16 protein-coding genes and 2 pseudogenes are annotated in these 17,148 nt (G+C 65.1%); 7 read left to right on the top strand and 11 right to left on the bottom strand.

Translation table 11 applies throughout. The features are described from left to right. Position 1: 1 nt before the first annotated feature. The 4 genes from HEP75_RS03260 (at position 2) to map (ending at position 3,397) form a co-directional block, all read left to right on the top strand. On the top strand, positions 2-1,342 hold the full coding sequence (locus tag HEP75_RS03260; protein WP_185825438.1) for a type II toxin-antitoxin system HipA family toxin: 1,341 nt from the start codon (positions 2-4) through the stop codon (positions 1,340-1,342). A gap of 417 nt (positions 1,343-1,759) precedes the next feature. Beyond that, positions 1,760-2,191 carry a gas vesicle protein gene (locus HEP75_RS03265; RefSeq protein WP_185825439.1) on the top strand — a complete coding sequence of 144 codons (432 nt, stop codon included), beginning with the start codon at positions 1,760-1,762 and terminating at the stop codon, positions 2,189-2,191. Between the two features lie 220 nt (positions 2,192-2,411). Continuing rightward, positions 2,412-2,624: a ParD-like family protein gene (locus HEP75_RS03270; RefSeq protein ID WP_179567582.1), complete on the top strand. Its 213-nt coding sequence runs from the start codon at positions 2,412-2,414 to the stop codon at positions 2,622-2,624. Beyond that, the gene (gene map / locus HEP75_RS03275) at positions 2,621-3,397 is read left to right on the top strand and encodes a type I methionyl aminopeptidase (protein WP_185825440.1); all 777 of its coding nucleotides are present in this window, start codon (positions 2,621-2,623) and stop codon (positions 3,395-3,397) included. Before HEP75_RS03270 ends, map begins: the two co-directional genes overlap by 4 nt. Before the next feature lie 139 nt (positions 3,398-3,536). Here map and HEP75_RS03280 read toward each other — a convergent pair whose 3' ends face one another. From HEP75_RS03280 to HEP75_RS03305, 6 genes and pseudogenes are all read right to left on the bottom strand, one after another. Further along, positions 3,537-5,093: a S41 family peptidase gene (locus HEP75_RS03280; protein WP_185825441.1), complete on the bottom strand. Its 1,557-nt coding sequence runs from the start codon at positions 5,091-5,093 to the stop codon at positions 3,537-3,539. A 79-nt stretch (positions 5,094-5,172) separates the two neighbouring features. Next, complete coding sequence (locus HEP75_RS03285) at positions 5,173-6,345, bottom strand: AraC family transcriptional regulator (RefSeq protein ID WP_185826473.1); 1,173 nt, start codon at positions 6,343-6,345, stop codon at positions 5,173-5,175. 299 nt (positions 6,346-6,644) lie between these two features. Next, positions 6,645-6,767 (bottom strand): annotated as a pseudogene (locus HEP75_RS22235) (hypothetical protein); the annotation flags it as partial. Positions 6,768-6,842: 75 nt separating this feature from the next. After that, complete coding sequence (locus tag HEP75_RS03295; protein ID WP_185825442.1) at positions 6,843-7,244, bottom strand: hypothetical protein; 402 nt, start codon at positions 7,242-7,244, stop codon at positions 6,843-6,845. Then, positions 7,225-7,644: a hypothetical protein gene (locus HEP75_RS03300; protein WP_221899298.1), complete on the bottom strand. Its 420-nt coding sequence runs from the start codon at positions 7,642-7,644 to the stop codon at positions 7,225-7,227. Before HEP75_RS03300 ends, HEP75_RS03295 begins: the two co-directional genes overlap by 20 nt. Positions 7,645-7,759: 115 nt before the next feature. Further along, positions 7,760-10,075 (bottom strand): TonB-dependent siderophore receptor, encoded by a 2,316-nt coding sequence (locus HEP75_RS03305; protein ID WP_185825444.1) that lies wholly within the window; start codon positions 10,073-10,075, stop codon positions 7,760-7,762. A gap of 396 nt (positions 10,076-10,471) precedes the next feature. On the opposite strand from HEP75_RS03305, the gene HEP75_RS03315 reads away from it, so the two are divergent. Further along, positions 10,472-11,152 carry a transcriptional repressor gene (locus HEP75_RS03315; RefSeq protein WP_255423980.1) on the top strand — a complete coding sequence of 227 codons (681 nt, stop codon included), beginning with the start codon at positions 10,472-10,474 and terminating at the stop codon, positions 11,150-11,152. 47 nt (positions 11,153-11,199) lie between these two features. Here HEP75_RS03315 and HEP75_RS03320 read toward each other — a convergent pair whose 3' ends face one another. Continuing rightward, positions 11,200-12,051: a helix-turn-helix transcriptional regulator gene (locus tag HEP75_RS03320; protein ID WP_185825445.1), complete on the bottom strand. Its 852-nt coding sequence runs from the start codon at positions 12,049-12,051 to the stop codon at positions 11,200-11,202. A 231-nt stretch (positions 12,052-12,282) separates the two neighbouring features. Here HEP75_RS03320 and HEP75_RS03325 point away from each other — a divergent pair. Then, a pseudogene (locus HEP75_RS03325) lies at positions 12,283-12,404 on the top strand (type I methionyl aminopeptidase); the annotation flags it as partial. Positions 12,405-12,427: 23 nt separating this feature from the next. On the opposite strand, the gene HEP75_RS03330 reads toward HEP75_RS03325, so the two are convergent. The 4 genes from HEP75_RS03330 to HEP75_RS03345 all read right to left on the bottom strand — a co-directional run bounded on the left by HEP75_RS03330 (position 12,428) and on the right by HEP75_RS03345 (position 16,432). Beyond that, positions 12,428-13,417, bottom strand: a complete 990-nt coding sequence (locus tag HEP75_RS03330; protein WP_185825446.1) for an MBL fold metallo-hydrolase — start codon at positions 13,415-13,417, stop codon at positions 12,428-12,430. A gap of 79 nt (positions 13,418-13,496) precedes the next feature. Next, positions 13,497-14,189 carry a TetR/AcrR family transcriptional regulator gene (locus HEP75_RS03335; protein ID WP_255423981.1) on the bottom strand — a complete coding sequence of 231 codons (693 nt, stop codon included), beginning with the start codon at positions 14,187-14,189 and terminating at the stop codon, positions 13,497-13,499. Then, a complete protein-coding gene (locus HEP75_RS03340) occupies positions 14,152-15,669 on the bottom strand; it encodes an FAD-dependent oxidoreductase (protein WP_185825448.1) in 1,518 nt (505 codons plus the stop codon). Before HEP75_RS03340 ends, HEP75_RS03335 begins: the two co-directional genes overlap by 38 nt. A 283-nt stretch (positions 15,670-15,952) precedes the next feature. Continuing rightward, positions 15,953-16,432 (bottom strand): VOC family protein, encoded by a 480-nt coding sequence (locus HEP75_RS03345; RefSeq protein ID WP_185825449.1) that lies wholly within the window; start codon positions 16,430-16,432, stop codon positions 15,953-15,955. A gap of 285 nt (positions 16,433-16,717) precedes the next feature. Here HEP75_RS03345 and HEP75_RS03350 point away from each other — a divergent pair, with 285 nt between their 5' ends. Continuing rightward, a complete protein-coding gene (locus HEP75_RS03350) occupies positions 16,718-16,873 on the top strand; it encodes a hypothetical protein (RefSeq protein WP_185815159.1) in 156 nt (51 codons plus the stop codon). Positions 16,874-17,148 lie beyond the last annotated feature (275 nt).

Genomic DNA, 17,148 nt, shown 5'->3' on the forward strand with positions numbered 1-17,148 from the left:
CATGGGGCGCCGATCCCACAGCCGCAGCCTGTCCATCTGGACCAACGGCGTGCGCGTCGCGCGCTGGACGATGCCCACACGCGGGGACATGGAGCTGCACTACGACACGGACTGGGTGGGTGCCGACGTTGGCCGGCCGCTGTCGCTATCGCTGCCGTTCAATCTGCAGAACCAGCCGCTCAAGGGCGAGAAGGTCTTCAACTACTTCGACAACTTGCTGCCCGACAGCGATGCGATCCGCCGGCGCGTGGCGCAGCGCTTCAGGGCGCCATCCACCGATCCCTTCGATCTGCTGAGCGCAGTCGGGCGCGATTGCGTGGGGGCCGTGCAGATCCTGGGTGAGGACGAGGTGCCGCAGGATGTCGAATGCATCGACGGCGTGCCCCTATCCGAAGAGGACATCGAACGGCACCTGATCGAAACGGTCTCGCCGCACGCCTTCGCCGCGCACCGCGACCCGGATGCGGACTTCCGCATCTCCCTTGCCGGTGCGCAAGAGAAGACAGCCTTCCTGTGGTGGGGCGGTCAATGGCATGCACCGCGCGGCGCCACGCCGACCAGCCACATCTTCAAGCTGCCGATGGGCCTGGTAGGCGGGCGGCGGGCGGATTTCAGCACCTCGGTCGACAACGAATGGCTGTGCCTGCGGTTGTTGAAGGCCTATGGCTTGAACGTTGCCGATGCGCGCATCGCCCGCTTCGGCCAGCAGCGCGTGCTGGTGGTGGAGCGCTTCGACCGGCGCCTGGCGGCCAATGGACAGTGGCTCATGCGCCTGCCGCAGGAAGACTTCTGCCAGGTCGAAGGCTGCTCGCCGCTGCGCAAGTACGAGAACGAGGGCGGTCCAGGGCTCAAGGCCTTGTTCGGTACGCTGCGCCAGTCGGTCGATGCCGAGGCCGACATGAAGACGGTGCTGGCTGCGCAGGTGTTGTTCTGGTTGCTGCGCGCGCCCGATGGTCATGCCAAGAATTTCAGTCTCCAGCTTCTGCCGCGTGGCCGCTTCCAGTTGACTCGGCTGTATGACGTGATGTCTGCCTATCCAGTATTGGGCGACGGCCCCCATCAGTGGTCGCCTTATGACATCAAGCTGGCCATGGCGTTGCTCGGCAAGAACAGGCATTACGCGATGAACAGCATCCAGCGCAGGCACTTCAGCAGCACGGCGCAGCGGGTTGGCTATGCGTCGACCGCCGAGCCGCTCATCGAAGAGATCCTGGCACGTACACCGGCCGCCATCGCCGAGGCGCGCGCGGATCTGCCGCAGGACTTCTCGCCGCGCGTTGCCGACGCCATCCTGGGCGGGCTCGAACAGGCTGCCGCTGCGCTCGAAGGGATGTCCGCTTAGCTGGGCAAGAAATCGCCAGCGCGCGGTTGCAACCCGGATACAGCCTCTGCGCGCAAGATTCTGACGTGCGGCCCACGATCCAGAAGAAGCGTTCGCGCAAGTCGTCGCCTTAGGCGTGCCGCCCGCGGCCGCAGAGGTATGCGGCCGCTTGGTGTTTGGTGGCGTCGGCCTAAGCGCGATCAGATTCGGCTAGCGGGGAATGCATGCCCGTGGCGTGGTGCCACAGACGGAATTCCGTGGCACTTCCCATCCGGTGCGTCGGCTTTCACAGGTACGCACAGCCACATTGCCGCGATTGGGAGACCCCTGAACACGACCGCCCTCGCGATGAGAAAGCATCGTCATGCAGGCGCCCGCGGATCTGTATACCCTCATGCCACCATGGGATCGCCGTGGCGACTCGAAGGGAGAGGACATATGTCACAACACGAAGAACAATCGACCGCGGCGCTGGATACCGATGCGCTGCTCGCCGCTGCCCATCATCCCGACTACCTGCTGCAGGATCTGGTGGCGATCGCGAACCTGGGCGTGCAGATCGGGCTGACGCTGACGGTGGGCGGCAGCACCATCTCCGGCATGTTGATCGGCGGCAAGGAGTTCATGCAGCGGCTGACCGAGTCGATTACCGAGGTGGCGCCCGACGAGTTGGTCGCGCCGCTGCAGGAGCGCTTCCAGCCCTACCGCGACATCTACGAGCAGAGCGAGCTGAAGCCGGCCACCTTCGTTCACCTTGCCGATGCGCGGGTCGTGGCCACGGGCGGCGAATTCCCGGTCAACGGCTGTCTGTGGCGTGGGCGGATCAGCCAGGTGTCCGGCTTCAGCATCGGCCTGATGTCCAGCGTCTGATGCGGCCCAGCCGCACGGCATGACCCCGCTTCGGCGGGGTTTTTTTTGCCCGTTGTCATGCGCTGCGGGGCCGCGACCTCGTGTGGCGTTACCGGTTCGGCGGGCTGCCGCGCGATCACGCACGCCTGGTTGAATTGCACAGGCGCGGTAGTGATGGTGGTTGCGCGGTCATATACGAAACGTATACGATCCATACATCCTCTCGCTACCAGGTGCACCCATGGGCATCGTCAACATCGATGACGAGTTGCACGACCAACTGCGCCGCGCCTGCACGGTCACCAGCCGTTCGATCAATGCGCAGGCCACCTTCTGGATCAGGATCGGCATGCTGTGCGAGATGCATCCGGAGCTGTCGTTCCAGGACCTGGTGGCGCGCGAGTTGCGCGCGGCCGGGGTGCAACCGCAGGCGCTGAAATCGGGGCGGGCGTGATCAAGCAGCCGGACGAGCTTGCGCTGATGGCCGAGTCTGGTCGGCTGCTGGCGCAGGTGTTCCATGCGCTGGACCAGTTGCCGCTGGAAGGCCGCAGCACGCTGGAACTCAACGATTTCGTCGAACGGATGATCGTCGAGGAGCTGGGCGCGCGGCCGGCCAGCAAGGGCCAGTACGGGTTCCCGTTCGTGCTCAACGCGTCGATCGACGACGTGGTCTGCCACGGTGTGCCGTCGGCCGACGACGTGCTGCGCAGCTGCCAGATCGTCAACCTGGACATCACGCTGGAGAAGAACGGCTACATCGCCGACTCCAGCACCACCTACCTGGTCGGCGAGGTCGCCTATCCGGCGCGGCGGCTGGTGCAGACGACCTACCAGGCGATGTGGAAGGGCATCGCTGCGGTGCGCCCCGGCGCGCGCCTGGGCGACATCGGCCATGCCATCGCCCGCCACGCGCGCGAGCACGGCTACAGCGTGGTGAAGGAATATTGCGGACACGGCATCGGCCGCGAAATGCACGAAGATCCGCAGATCCTGCACTACGGCCACGCCGGCGCCGGGTTGGAGCTGCAGGAAGGCATGGTGTTCACCATCGAGCCGATGCTCAACCAGGGCCGCGCGGCGATCCGTGCGCTGCCGGATCAATGGCCGGTGCATACGCGCGACGGCAAGCTGTCGGCGCAGTTCGAGCACACCGTGGCGGTGACGCGCACGGGCGTGCGGGTGCTGACGTTGCGGCCTGGGGAGAAGCCGCTGTGCCCGATTGAGTGATGCGTACGCAGCGTGTGCGTGCTGCCAATGTGCGCAAGCAGGCGCCGGCAACACGGGGCTGCGCGTTTGGCGCTGCCGCTGGCGGCGCGAAGCGGCGGCAGCAACGTCGGCCGATGCAACGCGCCGATCCGCAACGCTGCTACAGCGCGTTCGCTGGCGGCAACGAAGGCGGCGCAGTCAATGCCTTCAGGACCGCGGCCATTTCCGCATCGCGACCCGCGGCGATATCGGCGATGCCGGGTGCGACCGCCACATCCGGGGCGATGCCGGCGTCGGGTTGCGCGTCGGCCGGGTACTGGCCGACCAGCGGCAGATCCAGTTCGATGCCCGAATGCGGCAGGTGCAGGAAGAAGAAGGCGCTGCCGTTGATGCCGCGGCGGTTGCCGCCGCTGGTCTGGCCGACCAGCGTCGCCAGGCCGCTGGCCTTGAGTTGGTCGGCGAATTTGAAGGTGGCCGAGCTGTTGTCCGGGCCGATCAGCACGAACACCTTGCCGCGGTAATGCGGTGCCTGCGGCTGCACGACCACGTTCGCGGTCGCCGGCTGCCAGCGGGTCAGTGAATAGTAGTGGTCGTCGTAGGGCCGCGCGGCGTCGCCCCAGTCGCGGAAGGAGGCGTCCCAGGTGGTCAGGTACGGCGCGAGCGCGTCGGGCACGCGCCGGTAGCGCACCAACTGGCGGATCTGCGGCAACGCCAGCGGTTGTTCGGTCAGGCGCGCCAGCAGCGCGTTGCCGACCTCGTCCAGTCCGCCTTCGTTGCCGCGCAGGTCGATCACCAGGGCCGGCACCTGGCGCGCATCGAGATCGGCGAAGGTGGTGTCCAGGAACTCGCGCCAATCCCAGGCGCTGTCGTAGAGCGCCCAATCGGGCATGCTCAGCACCGCCAGCTGCGGGGTCTGCATGCGCACGGTCCATGCCGGCGCATCGCTGCTGCGTTCGCGCACGCTGGCCATCGCGCTGCGCTGTGCGGGAGTGAAGCCCTGCACGCGCAGAGTGCGCGCGGCGCGCTCGCCGGGAAGCTGCACGCGCAGCAGCGGGTTGCGTCCGATCTGCGGGAACAGCAGCGGCAGATAGACGTCGAACGCCTCGGTCCGTTCGCGGCCCTGTATCTGCATCTGCGCGACACGCTTGGCGTCGTTGCCTCCGTCGGCGCGCGCCACCTGCATCAGTGCCGACAGGATGCGGCTTGTCGGGATACCGTCTATCGCCAGCACCTGGGTGCCGCGCGGCAGGCGTGCCGGGACGCTGCCGTCGCGGGTGACCACCATGCGCCCGTCCAGCCACACGAACTGGAACGGCAACAGGCCCGCGTGCTCGAACAGGGCGCGCCGGATCGGCTCGGGCTGGTTGGCGAAGTTGGGATAGGTATGGCCGCAGCGGATGCCTGCGGTAAACCGGGAAAATGCCAGGTAGGCCTGGCCCAGAGTGGCGCCATTGCGCACTTGCTCGCGCAGCGCATCGAAGCGGTGGGCCATCTCCGCTTCGCCGACGTAGCGGTAGAGGCCCGGGTGCAGGGCGGTGTAGGCCTGGCGCAGCAGCTCGACATCGGCGGCCAGGCCGGCGCCGGGCAGTGGGCTGTCCGCGTGCGGATCGGCGGGCAAATCGGCAGGCGCTGGGATGGCGCCATGCGCTAGCGAGGCAGACAGCAGCAGTGCCAGGCACAGCGGCCAGGCGCACAGGCGGAGCAGGAGTAGGGGCATGGGCGATCCTTGGAAGAGCGCCCAGACTGCGCGGCGCTCACCGCCGCCGCGACTCAAAAGCGCCTGCGCGCGATGTTTTTCACGCGATGGGACGTTGCGTGCGGCGGTAGTCGCTGGGCGTGCGGCCGACGTAAGCGCGGAACACGCGGTTGAAGCTGGCCTTGGAGCCGAAGCCCACGCGCAGGGCGATGGCGAGCACATCGTCGTCGCCGGCCAGCAGCGCCTGCGCCTCGGCGATGCGCTGGCGGTTGAGGAACTCGCTGAAGCTCTGGCCCAGACCTTCGTTCAACGCCCGCGACAGGTAGTTGCTGTTGGTGCCCAGGCGCCGCGCCAGTTCGCCCAGGCTCAGCTCCGGCTCGCGCCACCAACCTTGCGCGGCGACCTGCGCGGCGAAGCGCTGGCCCAGCGCGGCCCAGTCCTTTTCCGTGCCTGCACCGGCGGTTGCGGTTGCGTCCGACTCGACCGGCTCGACGAACTCCACTGGCTCCACGGGCTGCGCCATCTCTGGCACAGCCGCCGTGGCGTCGGCCGCGCTCTGTGCCGATGCGCGCCGCGGATAGGCGACGCGCGCATGCCGCCAACCTTCCAGGCCCAGGTAGTACATCAGCAGCACCAGGCCCAGGTAGCGCGGGAATTCGTCGAAATAGGACAACGGCCGCAGCAGCCGATCGGTGACGGTGAACCCCAGCCGCAGCAGCACCAGCAGCGAGGCGGCGACCAGGAAACCGCGCAGCCAGGACAGCCGCAGTTCCTCGCGTGCGCCACTGTGCTGTTCCAGCCAGCGTTGATAGTCCAGGTACTGGCGCCAGGCCAGGCCCAGATAGATGGCGAGGGACAGCAGCACCAGCGCGTCCTGCGCCGGCTGCACCCAGGGCTGCTGGACCTGCGCGTCCCAGGCCCACTTGCGCGACAGCGGCCAGGTGAACAGCACGCTGTAGTAAAGGCCTTGCAGCGCCCCGGGCAGCAGATGGCAATACCAGTAGCGCGGCAGGCGCGCATGCGCCAGCTGGCGCACGTACATCCACACCAAGGGGCCGATCGCCAGCTCCCAGAAGAAGGGCGCGTAGGTCAGCTGCGGGTAGGCATCGTAGACGCCGGCGTAGCCGAGCGTGTACGGGGTGACCAGCGCCACCACCACCAACAGCAAGGCCGCCAGGCAGCGGTTGGCGCTGCGGTTGGCCGGGGCGAGCGACAGCAAGACCGCGCCCAGCACGCCGTGCAGGCTGCCGAGCAACAGGATGGTGCTCCACATGCCGAACTTGATCGGGGACATGCCGCAGGTTGCCGGGAACGGCGTACAGCATATCGCCAGTGCCACGATTGGGCCGGGTGTGTGCCTGCCGTACCGGCAGGCGCGCCTGGTCGAGGCGTAGCCGTCGTCGCTGCCTGACCAGAGGGTCTACGTGCGCGCGCGATGCGGAGACAGCATGGCTGGAGCACCTCGCGCGGCGCTTCGCGGCCTTCGTCGGTGAGTTGGAAGGTTCCCAGTGGATGCCGGGCGCCGGTGTCCTGGAAGATGCGCATGGCTTCGGCGGGGTCGATGTGCTGGGGCGCCATGAACCAGCGCGGCGCGTAGGCGCCGATGGGGATCAACGCCACATCGGGCGCGCCGTACCTGTCGCGGATCTCGCTAAAGATGGCGTCATCGCCGTAGCTGGTATCGCCGGCGAACAACGGTCAGGGCGGCAGCTCGCTGCGACAGTGCGCTGCGACAGGGTTTCATGGGAGATCGGACGCCAGCGTGGGCCATCAGCTGGATGGCTCTCCGCCCTTTGGGAGCAGTTCTCCAGCCATCTCGATTGCCTGCTCACGCGAAGCGGCAAGCAGTAGAGGGTAGCCCCAGAACTTGGCAAAAAGGACCGCAAATGCCTTGAAACCAAGACGTTTTGCCGAGTTGGGTTCGACCAGGATCATTGCCAGAACCAGCCTTCGCAATTCAAGCTTGTGCTTCTTCATCCACAGCGCGGTGCGTTTCTTTTCTTCCGGCGAGTGCTCATGGTCTTCAGCAGGCGCGGTATCGGTCAAGAGCACGAAGGGCTCCCCGCGCCGCAGATTTTCCTCGAGTTCGTCGAAGTCCTTCTCGTGATCATGTCCGGATTCTTGCGCAAAATTCATCCAGACCAAAGGGAAGTCAGAACTGTTCATCAACATGGCCGTTTCCTTTGTTTTTGATGTGCCGCCAAGTCGCCGCAATGGCGAACACGCCGGGCAACGTAATGAAGAACACTGCCGAAAAGGCAATGTGCCAACCGTCGCGCAACCCGTCGGAGATTCCCCCGATGGTATCCAGGACGACAAGCAAGCTGCCGAGGACCAGCGCAACCCACTGGGCCTTGCGGGTTCCGATCAGTGCGAGAAGCACCGTGACGATCCAGCAACCATAGAATGCGGAAAACATCCACAGTACGTTGGGCTCAAACGTAATCGCCGGTGTCGCTCCGTGCGCTCTCACAAAGTCGTTGACGTAAAAGAACAGCTGGAAGGTGACAAAAAGCACGGCGCCAGCGGCTGTCGTCAACCAGAACAAGGCAACCTTGTTTGCGTTGTTCACGGCCAGGTCTTGTGCGGGGCGTGGGGGAAACTGAAGGGGCATGGGAGCTGTCTCGGTAGTCAGTGGCGATATGTCTGAGAATTTCCAACGGCTGAAGCGTTCGCCTGAGCGCAAATCAATACCTGTAGTTCAGCGTCACCATCACGTTGCGTGGTGCGCCATAACCTACGGTGTCGAAATCGCCTTTCTGTAGCGCGTACTTCTTGTCGAAAACGTTGTTGACGTTGACGGCAACGTCGGTCTGCTTCGTGATGGAGTAACGCCCCATCAGTGATGCCAGGGCATAAGACCCCTGTTCCCCGCCCAACGAACTGGTGCCAGTGTTGGGCGCCTGGTAGAAGCGGCTTTGCCATTTGACGCCTCCGCCCAGCGTCAACTTGTTCCACTCTCCGGGCAACTGGTAGGTGCTGAAAAGCTGGGTCGTGGTGCGCGGCAGTTGCGAATTCAAGCGGACGCCATCGCCATCCTGCGCGGTGAAATGGGCGATCCCCGCGTAGATGTTCCAGCCGCGCGCCAGTTCGCCCTGCAGGTCCAGCTCGATCCCGCGCGACTTCGTCCCATCCGAGCCTGTATAGGCTTGGGCACCACTTGGCGTATAGGTTCCTGCGACTATCTGTGCAGCGTTGTCCAGTTCGGTGTCGAACAAGGCTACCGACGCATTCAGACGCCCGTCCATGTAAGCGCCTTTGAGGCCGATTTCCTTGGTTTTTCCCTTCGACGGCGTGAGCACGTTGCCGCTGCTGTCGCGATAGTCGGTTTGCGGATTGAAGATGCCGGTGTAGCTCACGTAGGCCGAATAGGTCTTATCGATGTCGTAGATCAAGCCGGCATACGGGGTGAATTCGCTGTTCTTCTTGTAGTGCAACGACGCGCTACCGGTGACGTCGTCGATTTCGTAGTTGCTGAAGCGGCCGCCGACAACGAGTTTCAGAGGCTCGGCCAGCGAGAACCGGGCTGCGCCATAGACACCGCTCTGCTTGATTCGGGTGCGGGTCGGTATCCGCGCCATGGCATCGAAGTCAGGGCGGGGAAAGGCAGGGCTCAGCGTATAGACGTTGACCGGCGCAAAGCCTGCATAGAACGGCGCGATATCCTCCTGACCAGCTGTGCGGCGCGAACTAGTCGCTCCCACCACCAGGTCATGCTGGCGACCCAACAGTGTGAAGGGGCCGCTCGCCATCACGTCGAAGGTGTTTTGACGGCTGCTACCTTCGGACGCCAGTGCTACCGGATAAGCCCCGTAGGGATAGAAGCCCAGTCCCGTGGCGCGATCGGGGCGGCCGATCAGGCCGAGCAGTTCGGCATCGTATTCCGTGCGGTATTGGTTAGCGACGGCCCGGAAGTTCCAGCCGTTTTCGAAGCGGTGCTCGATTTCGGCAAACGCCGTCTTCAGGGTGTTGTCCCAATGGCTCCAGTCCTGCGCGTAGTTCCTGGAGCGCGAATACTCCGCCTGCGTGCCGTCGCTGAACCATAGCGGCAAGCCTCCCCAGGTGGAGCCCTTCGGCGTGATGTCCTGGTCGTCATAGCCCAGGCTCACCGTCGTGTCTGGTGTCAGATCTGCCTCGATGATGCCGTAGAACGACTTCCTCTTCGGCTTGTAGCCGTCGATGTACGAGTGTCCGTCCTGGTACGTCCCCACCACGCGCGCGCGGATGCGGCCGTCTTCGGTCAACGGCGTCGAGATGTCGCCCATGCCCCGGTAGGTGTCCCAACTCCCGGCACCAAGCGAGGCGGCTGCCGAGAAGTCACGGGTCGGTCGTTTGCGCACCAGGTTGATGGCGGCCGAGGGATTGCCGGTGCCCGTCAGCAAGCCGGAGGCGCCGTGCACGACCTCGACACGATCGTAGAACGCGGTATCGAGGGAGCCGATGCCGCTCCCATTGACGATGTCGCCGACGACGGTGGGGATGCCGTCGTACTGAACGTTGTTGATCAGGAAACCACGCGAATAGAAACTCGTTCGTTCGCTGTCGGACTGGTACGGCGAGACGCCCGTGGTGTTCTCCAGTACGCCCTGCACCGAATTCAATTGCTGGTCGTCCATGCGCTGGCGGGTGATCACCGTTACCGCCTGTGGGGTTTCCCGTAGCGACAGCGGCAGGTGCGTCGCCGCCGCCGTCGCGCCCGTGGTGTAGGAGTCCGTACCCTCGGTCGCCGCCGGATCCACGCGGCGCGTTACGGTGATGGCCGGCAAGGTCGTCCCCTCCTGAGACGTTTTCCCCTCGACCTCGTTTTGCAGCTGCGCTGGCTCGGCGGCGAATGCGCCCTGCGCGCTAATGAAAACCGCCGCCGCAACTGCCGAGCCAAGCACGGTGCGGGACGCGCTCCTGATGGCGCCCTTGTACTGCCCATCCAAATGAGGATGAGCGGCGCGCGCTGTGCGCGTAGCGATTGGCCAGCGGGACTTCCCGGCAATTGTGGGGGCGGGCATTAACAATACTCATTTGCGTTTGGATGCCGTATTTAACAATGGTGACCAAGGGGAGTCATGGCGAAACCAGGCCAGATTGTTATTCAGTTAGGCCAAGCGCGATGGCGCCACAAGTTGGCCGTAATGAAAAATATGCTGGCCTGGTTTCGCAATGCAGTATCCAGTCGGCCTAGGTACGCTGCGCCTGATTGAGGTTTCGCCATGCCTCAGCCCAGCGTGCCTGGCTGGCGGACAAGTGCTTTGTTCTTACCGAGGAAATCCGTTATGCCCCCAACTTTGCCTCCATCCGCGCATCAGGCTGGGCGCTTCGCGGAACTCCCTGCGCAACGACTATCTCAAGGGCAATCGCACCTGGTCGTTCTCTTTGGGTCGCTGATCTCGTGAAGCCCCAACACGATGGTCGCGCGTAGCCGTATTGCCCAGGCCAAGGCGCGAACCGCTGGGTCGTTGGCCACCTTCGATGGTGCAGTGCCGAATGCGCTGAAAGAGTGCAGGCAATCCCTGATGGAACCGCACGATGACCCACCTCGGATCATTGACCTGATTACCTCATTCGGTAGCAAGAACCTGCCGTCAGGCAAGCACACGATGAAGCACACCGCAGCAACCAATCCCGAGGCCGGAGCGCCGATGTCGTCTCAGGAACAACGATTGCTGGCGAGCCGACTGCGACCGACGCTCGCTCGTACCAGAGTCTTGAACGCGCTGGAGCAGGCGACACCGAACTGTCTGGATGCAAACCAGATGTATCGTCTCCTCAGCACGCAATCCGACAGCTTCGCCCCGGGATCGATCTACCGAACGCTGAATGATCTATGGACTGCCGGGTTGTTGGTTCGCACGGAAGGCGCACGTGGGCGCGCGTTCTATGCAATCAAACCGGAGGCGCTGAACGACCAGCACGACACACTGCGATGCCATTGTGGCGCGCGGCTGGTTTTCATTGAAGACCTGGCATTGCGTGAACACCTGCAGTCGCTGGCATCCGAGGAGGGCTTCGCTCTCGACGATGAGTCGGTCTTCACCATCACCACGACATGTGCGAAATGCCGGCAACTGCGCAAGGAAGGACAGTAGACGATGGAGGGCGGTCGGTGGTCCCGGGCCAGGACAGCCTGATCCAATCAGGCCGAGATTTCATCGGGGAGCATGATGCCGGGCACGGGAGCAAGCTCCGCGCCGCTCATGCGCTCCGAGAGGTAGCGTGCCGGGGGCTTGCCTACTGCCTTTCGGAACATGGTGACGAACCCGCTGGCGTTTTCGTAGCCCAACTCCAATGCCACCGTTTGCACGCTTTCACCCTTTGTCAAACGTTGCAGCGCTAGGATCACATGCAGCTGCCGGCGCCAGCGCCCGAAGCTCATTCCAATTTCGTGCAGCAGAAGACGGCTCATGCTTCGCTCGCTCATGCCAATGCGAATGGCCCAATCGGCCTTCGAGGTTTTGTCCGTGGGATCGGCCAGCATCATTTCCGCGAGGCGGCGCAATCGGAGGTCGCGCGGCATGGGCAGATGCAGGTCTTCCACCGGTGCCGCCACCAACTCATCGAGCAAGGCGGCAATCAAGCGGTCTTCCCGTCCCCCCAGCGCGTACAACTCGGGAAAACCGGCCACCTTCAGCAGCAACTCGCGTAGCAATGGCGATACCGAAATCGTGCAACAGGTTTTCGGAAGATCCGGTGCGGCGTCCGGCTCGACGAACAGGCAATAGCATTCCGTTTCACCCGTCCCCCGCGCCGCGTGCGGCAAGTCTCCCGGTATCCATATGGCGCACTGCGGCGGCACGATCCAGACGCCGTCTTCGATTTCGCAGTTGAGGATGCCGCGTAACGAGTAGATCAGCTGCGCCTTGCGGTGCTGATGCTTCGCATTTTCCCAGTCCTTGGTTACCGATGTGGCACTCAAGGCCACAACGGGTCGCGAGACGCTGTCGATGTCCCTGGCCGCGGTGAGATCGGTGATTTCAATGCTGGACATGTTGTCTTGTAGAGCCTGGGATGGAAGATGAGGCTTTGGCCTGATCGGAAAATATCATGAAATACTTTCTCAATTTCGCCTAGCCATTCCGCAGGTAAGGTGCGATTAGCCGAGCCGGCCATTCGTCCGGCTCGAGGTCTGGCTCCTCCTGACTGGGGAGGGACCAAGGTGCGGATGGTTGACGCGGAGCTGGCGGCCGCGTGGCGATCCGCGTGCTATCGGAGCAGTGGGCCGGTGCATACCCGCGACGGCAAGCTGTCGGCCAGTTCGAGCACACCATGGCGGTGACGCGCACGGGCGTGCGGGTGCTGACGTTGCGGCCTGCAGAGAAGCCGCTTTGTCGGATCGATTGACGGGCAACGGCAGGAGCTGAGCGCTACGCCACCGGATCGTCGAAGTCGAAGACCTGCCCGGGTTCGGCGGCGATGAAGCTGGCCGCCGCGATACCTGCCTGGCGTAGCGCGTCCGACAGTGCTTCGCGCGGCTCTTCGCGGCCTTCGTCGGTGAGTTGGAAGGTACCCCAGTGGATGCCCAGGGCATGCCGGGCGCCGGTGTCCTGGTAGATGCGCACGGCTTCGGTGGGATCGATGTGCTGAGGCGCCATGAACCAGCGCGGTGCGTAGGCGCCGATGGGGATCAACGCGACATCGGGCGCGCCGCATCTGGCGCCGATCTCGCGAAAGATGGCGCCATCGCCGTAGCCGGTATCGCCCGCGAACCAGACGGAACCCCGCGCGGTTTCGATGAAGAAGCCGCACCACAGCGCCATCCTGCGGTCGCGCACGCCGCGGCTGGACCAGTGGTTGGCGCGGGTGAGGGTCACCGTCGCGGTGTCGCCGATCGGGAGCCGGTCGTGCCAGTCGCCGGTTTCGATCCGCGCCTCGGGCACGCTGTTGCGCAGCAGCAGGTCGTTGCCCAGCGGCATCACGAACAGCGGGCGATGCGCGTGATGCAGCTTGCGCAGGGTTGCGATGTCGAAGTGGTCGTAGTGGTTGTGGCTGAGCAGGACCGCATCGATCGGCGGCAGGTCCGCGAAGGTCACGCCTGGCACCGTGACCCGCTTCGGACCGGCGATCTGCGAGGGGCTTGCGCGTTGCGACCAGACCGGATCGGTGAGCAGGTTGATGCCGGCCACCTGTATCAGCAATGTGGCATGGCCGACCATGGTGACGCGCAGGCCGTCGTGCCGCGGCGCAGGAATGGCGGGACTCACCGGCACCTGCGTCGGCCAGCGCACGGTGGCCATCGCGGCTTTCCAGCGCAATACCTTTCCCAGTGAATTGTCGATGGTCGGTTGGCCGGGATTGAAGAAGCGCACGCCATCGAAGTGATCGCTGATGGGGCCGTTGTAGTAGAGGTTTTTCATCGGAAGTGGGATCGATACGATGGGGGGCGATGGGGCAGGTCGAGCGGCGCGGAAGGGATGTGCGAAGTCCGATCCCGGTTTATCCGGTACCGGCTCTCGGCTCGATCCCGTGCAACAGCAACCGTCCGTGCTGCTCGGCCAGTGCGCCGAGGTCCGGCGCGTGCGCGCTGTCGCTGCCGAAGACCTGGTGGAACAGCATCGCCATCAGCATCGGCCCCATGATCGACAACACGTAGAGCTTGGGATCGCCGGCGGGGGCCGCGCCGCGCGCCTGGGCTTTTTCGATGAGGCCGGCGACAGTGGACATCACCCGGTCGATGGCTTCGGCGTGCCAGATGCGGGCCAGTTCCGGAAACGCGCGGCTCTCGCCGATCACCATGCGCATGATCGCAGGCAGGCGCTGGTCGCCCATGCGCTCGGCGGCACGCGCCAGCAGCAGGGTGGTGAGTTCGGCGAGCCCGCCTTCGAAGCTGGCGGCGGCTTCCTCGATCGGGGCGAGGCTGGTCAGCAGCCCGTGGCGCACGACCGCGGCGAACAGATCCTGCTTGGTGTCGAAATACAGGTAAAGCGTGCCTTTCGCCACGCCTGCGCGTTTGGCCACGTCCGCCAGCTTGGTCTCGGCAAAGCCGTTCTCGGCGAATGCGTCGAGCGCGGCGCTCAGGATCTCCGCAGGGCGATCGTCCTTGCGGCGTTTCCATTTAGGGGTGGTCGGTTGCGTCATGCGGTCTCGAGGCTCAGTGCTGGCTATACCCGTGGGACACACGATACGCATCCAGCGCCGCGGGCGATGCATCGGCCGTGGCGAAGGCGACATAGCCGTCGGGACGCACGAGGTAGGCCGCGTCCTGCGCGAAGCCGGCAGCGTGATGGTCGGGCCGCCATGCAAAGACGCGCAGGGCGATGTCGCGGGCGTCGCACCAGGCCTGCAGTGCGGGCTGCGCGCTGCCGTAGACGTGCAGCTGCCAGCCGATCTGTGGCAATGGGGCGTAGTTGTCGGCGTCCGCGGTCTGCACCCACGGCAGGCGATCGCCGCCTTCAACGTCGCCGGCCTTGCCGGCGCTCAACGGACTGTCGCTATAGTTCAGCATGGTCTGCGACACGGTGCGGAACATCAGCTCGCTGACGTTGCGCAGCCGGTAGGCCAGGCTGGCCAGGGTCGGGGCGACGTAGGTCCTGACGAAACTGGCGACGCTGCCTTCGGCAGTGACCAGGGTGAAGGCGCGGTCGGTGGTGTTGACCAGGGTGCGGGCGAAGGCCTGCCGCTCGGTGGCGTAGCTGTCGAGCACGGCGTCGGACGCGCGGCCCTGGAGCACGTCGGCGAGTTTCCAGGACAGGTTGATGGCGTCGAGGATCCCGGTGTTCATGCCCTGGCCGCCGACCGGGCTGTGGACGTGGGCGGCGTCGCCGAGCAGGAACGCGCGGCCGCGGCGGAAGGCATCGGCGACGCGATGGTGCACGCGATAGGTCGAGAACCAGTTGACCCGGTCGATGCGCACGCCGAGGTTGCGAATGGCATCCTGGCTGACGTCGGCGAAGGTCAGGCTTTCGGCCCGGCCGGCGCGCGCGTCGCGCACGGTGCCGATCAGCCGGTAGTGCCCGCGCTTGCTGTAGGCCAGCACGAGGATGAAGTCGCCGTCGCCCAGCGCGATGTGCGCTTCGTCCATCGACTGCAGGCCGCCGAGTTCGACATCGGCGACGTAGAACGCCTGTTTGTAGGTGCCGCCTTCGAAGCCGATGCCGAGCTGGTGGCGCGCCGGCGAGCGCGCGCCGTCGCATGCCGCCAGATAGCGGACCTCCGCGGCCTGCTCGCTGCCGTCGGGCAGGCGCAGGCGCGCGGCGACGCGATCGCCGTGGTCCTCGAAGGAGAGCAGTTCGGTCGTGCGCTCGACGGCGACGCCCAGCGTCTGGAGCTGTGCGATCAGCAGGCGCTCATGCTGGTCCTGCGGGTACACCAGCACGAACGGGTAGGGCGAGATGCCCGCCGCGGAATCCTGCAGCGCGATCCGCGCGCGGCGCTTGCCGCGTGCCCACAGGTTCATCGCCGGAGTGCGATGGCCGGCGGCGACGACCGCGTCCGCAATGCCCACCTGCCGGTACAGCTCGAGGGTGCGCGCCTGCACCGCCATGGCGCGCGAGGTCTCGCCCGGGCCGGCGCTCTTGTCGATGAGGCGCACGCGCACGCCCTGCCGGGTCAGCCACAACGCCAGAGTGAGCCCGGTGGGACCGGCGCCCACGATCAGTACTTCGGCCATGGCATGTGTCCTCAATAAATGACCAGTGGGTCATTTATTGCAGTCCGAGGTCTGGCAGTCAAGCAATAATTACCTGGCGAGCACTGGGTTCCTTCCAAAAGCGACGCAAAAAGGGCTGTTTTGCCTATGCGGCGACTACGGTTCCTAATCGCCGCAAAAAATGCGGTGATTTGTGCCTGCGGGAAATGGCACCAGCTACGACATCGTGATGGGAGGCGATTGAGCTTGCGAATCTGCGCAGTGCCGTCCGTGCGGCCGGCCGGAGCGCGAGGCATGGGCAAGCTCAACCGCGCCGTGCGGCCTCGATGGCGGCGATGTCGATCTTGATCATGCCCATCATCGCCTCGAACGCGCGCTTGGCCACCGCCGGATCGGGATCGGTGATCGCGGCGGTCAACACGCGCGGGGTGATCTGCCACGACACGCCCCACTTGTCCTTGCACCAGCCGCAGGCGTTTTCCTGGCCGCCGTTGCCGACGATGGCGTTCCACAGGCGGTCGGTCTCCGCCTGGTCGTCGGTCGCCACCTGGAACGAGAACGCCTGGCTGTGCGGGAACGCGGGGCCGGCGTTGAGGCCGAGGCACGGAATGCCGAGCACGCTGAATTCGACCGTCAGCACATCGCCCTGTTTGCCGGCGGGATAGTCGCCGGGCGCGCGGTGCACGGCCTTGACCGCGCTGTCGGGAAAGGTATCGGCGTAAAACGTGGCGGCCTCCAGCGCGGTGCCGTCGAACCACAGGCAAATGGTGTTCTTGCTGATCATCTGGACGCTCCTGAGTGGGCAGGGATACCGCATCGGACAGCATCGCTGCCGCGCGAGATGGGGACAGCCGTGGCGCGCATGCGATGCGACGCGCCACGCGGCCGGCACGTGGCGCATGCCGGATGCTACGGCGCGATTAGGCTACGGATGGCGCCGGAAGGCATGTCGCACGGCAGCATGATGCGTTCGGTCCGGCGCGCGCGCCGTCGAAGGCGGGTCCAGGCTAGCAAGCCCTTCACCTGCGGTGTGGTGTTTTAGGGGCCGCACAACCACACGGAGCTTTGCATGGACACCACGCTGATGCCATGGGTCGCCGGACTGTTCATCCTGTTCGTCGGATCGGCTTTCTATCTGGTTACCCGGGCCAAGAAGAATCGCAACCGCCCGGCCAAGGATGCAGCCGCGACGAAGAGCGGCGACGATGCGTCGCTGAAGAAGTAGCGTTGCATGGGCAGCGTGCGCACGGCGCGCTGCCACGAAGGTTCTGTCGCGACGTGGCACTCCGATGTCGCTGCTCTTGCGGTTTTTCCGCTGCAATCGGATGAGAGCACCCCACGCTGACCGTTCGTGCCGCCGCTGCTTAGGGAGGGTTCTGGCTTGGCGCCGCGTTGGCCATCGCACAAGGCGATGCCGAGGCGAAGGCGTCAGCTACGCGCGCTGTCCCGAACGAACGCGTTGGCGCATGGCCACAAGCCAGGCCGCCTGCGACGAGCACA

This window comes from Xanthomonas sp. SI (genome assembly GCF_014236855.1).
In the GTDB taxonomy this organism is placed as follows: Bacteria; Pseudomonadota; Gammaproteobacteria; order Xanthomonadales; family Xanthomonadaceae; genus Xanthomonas_A.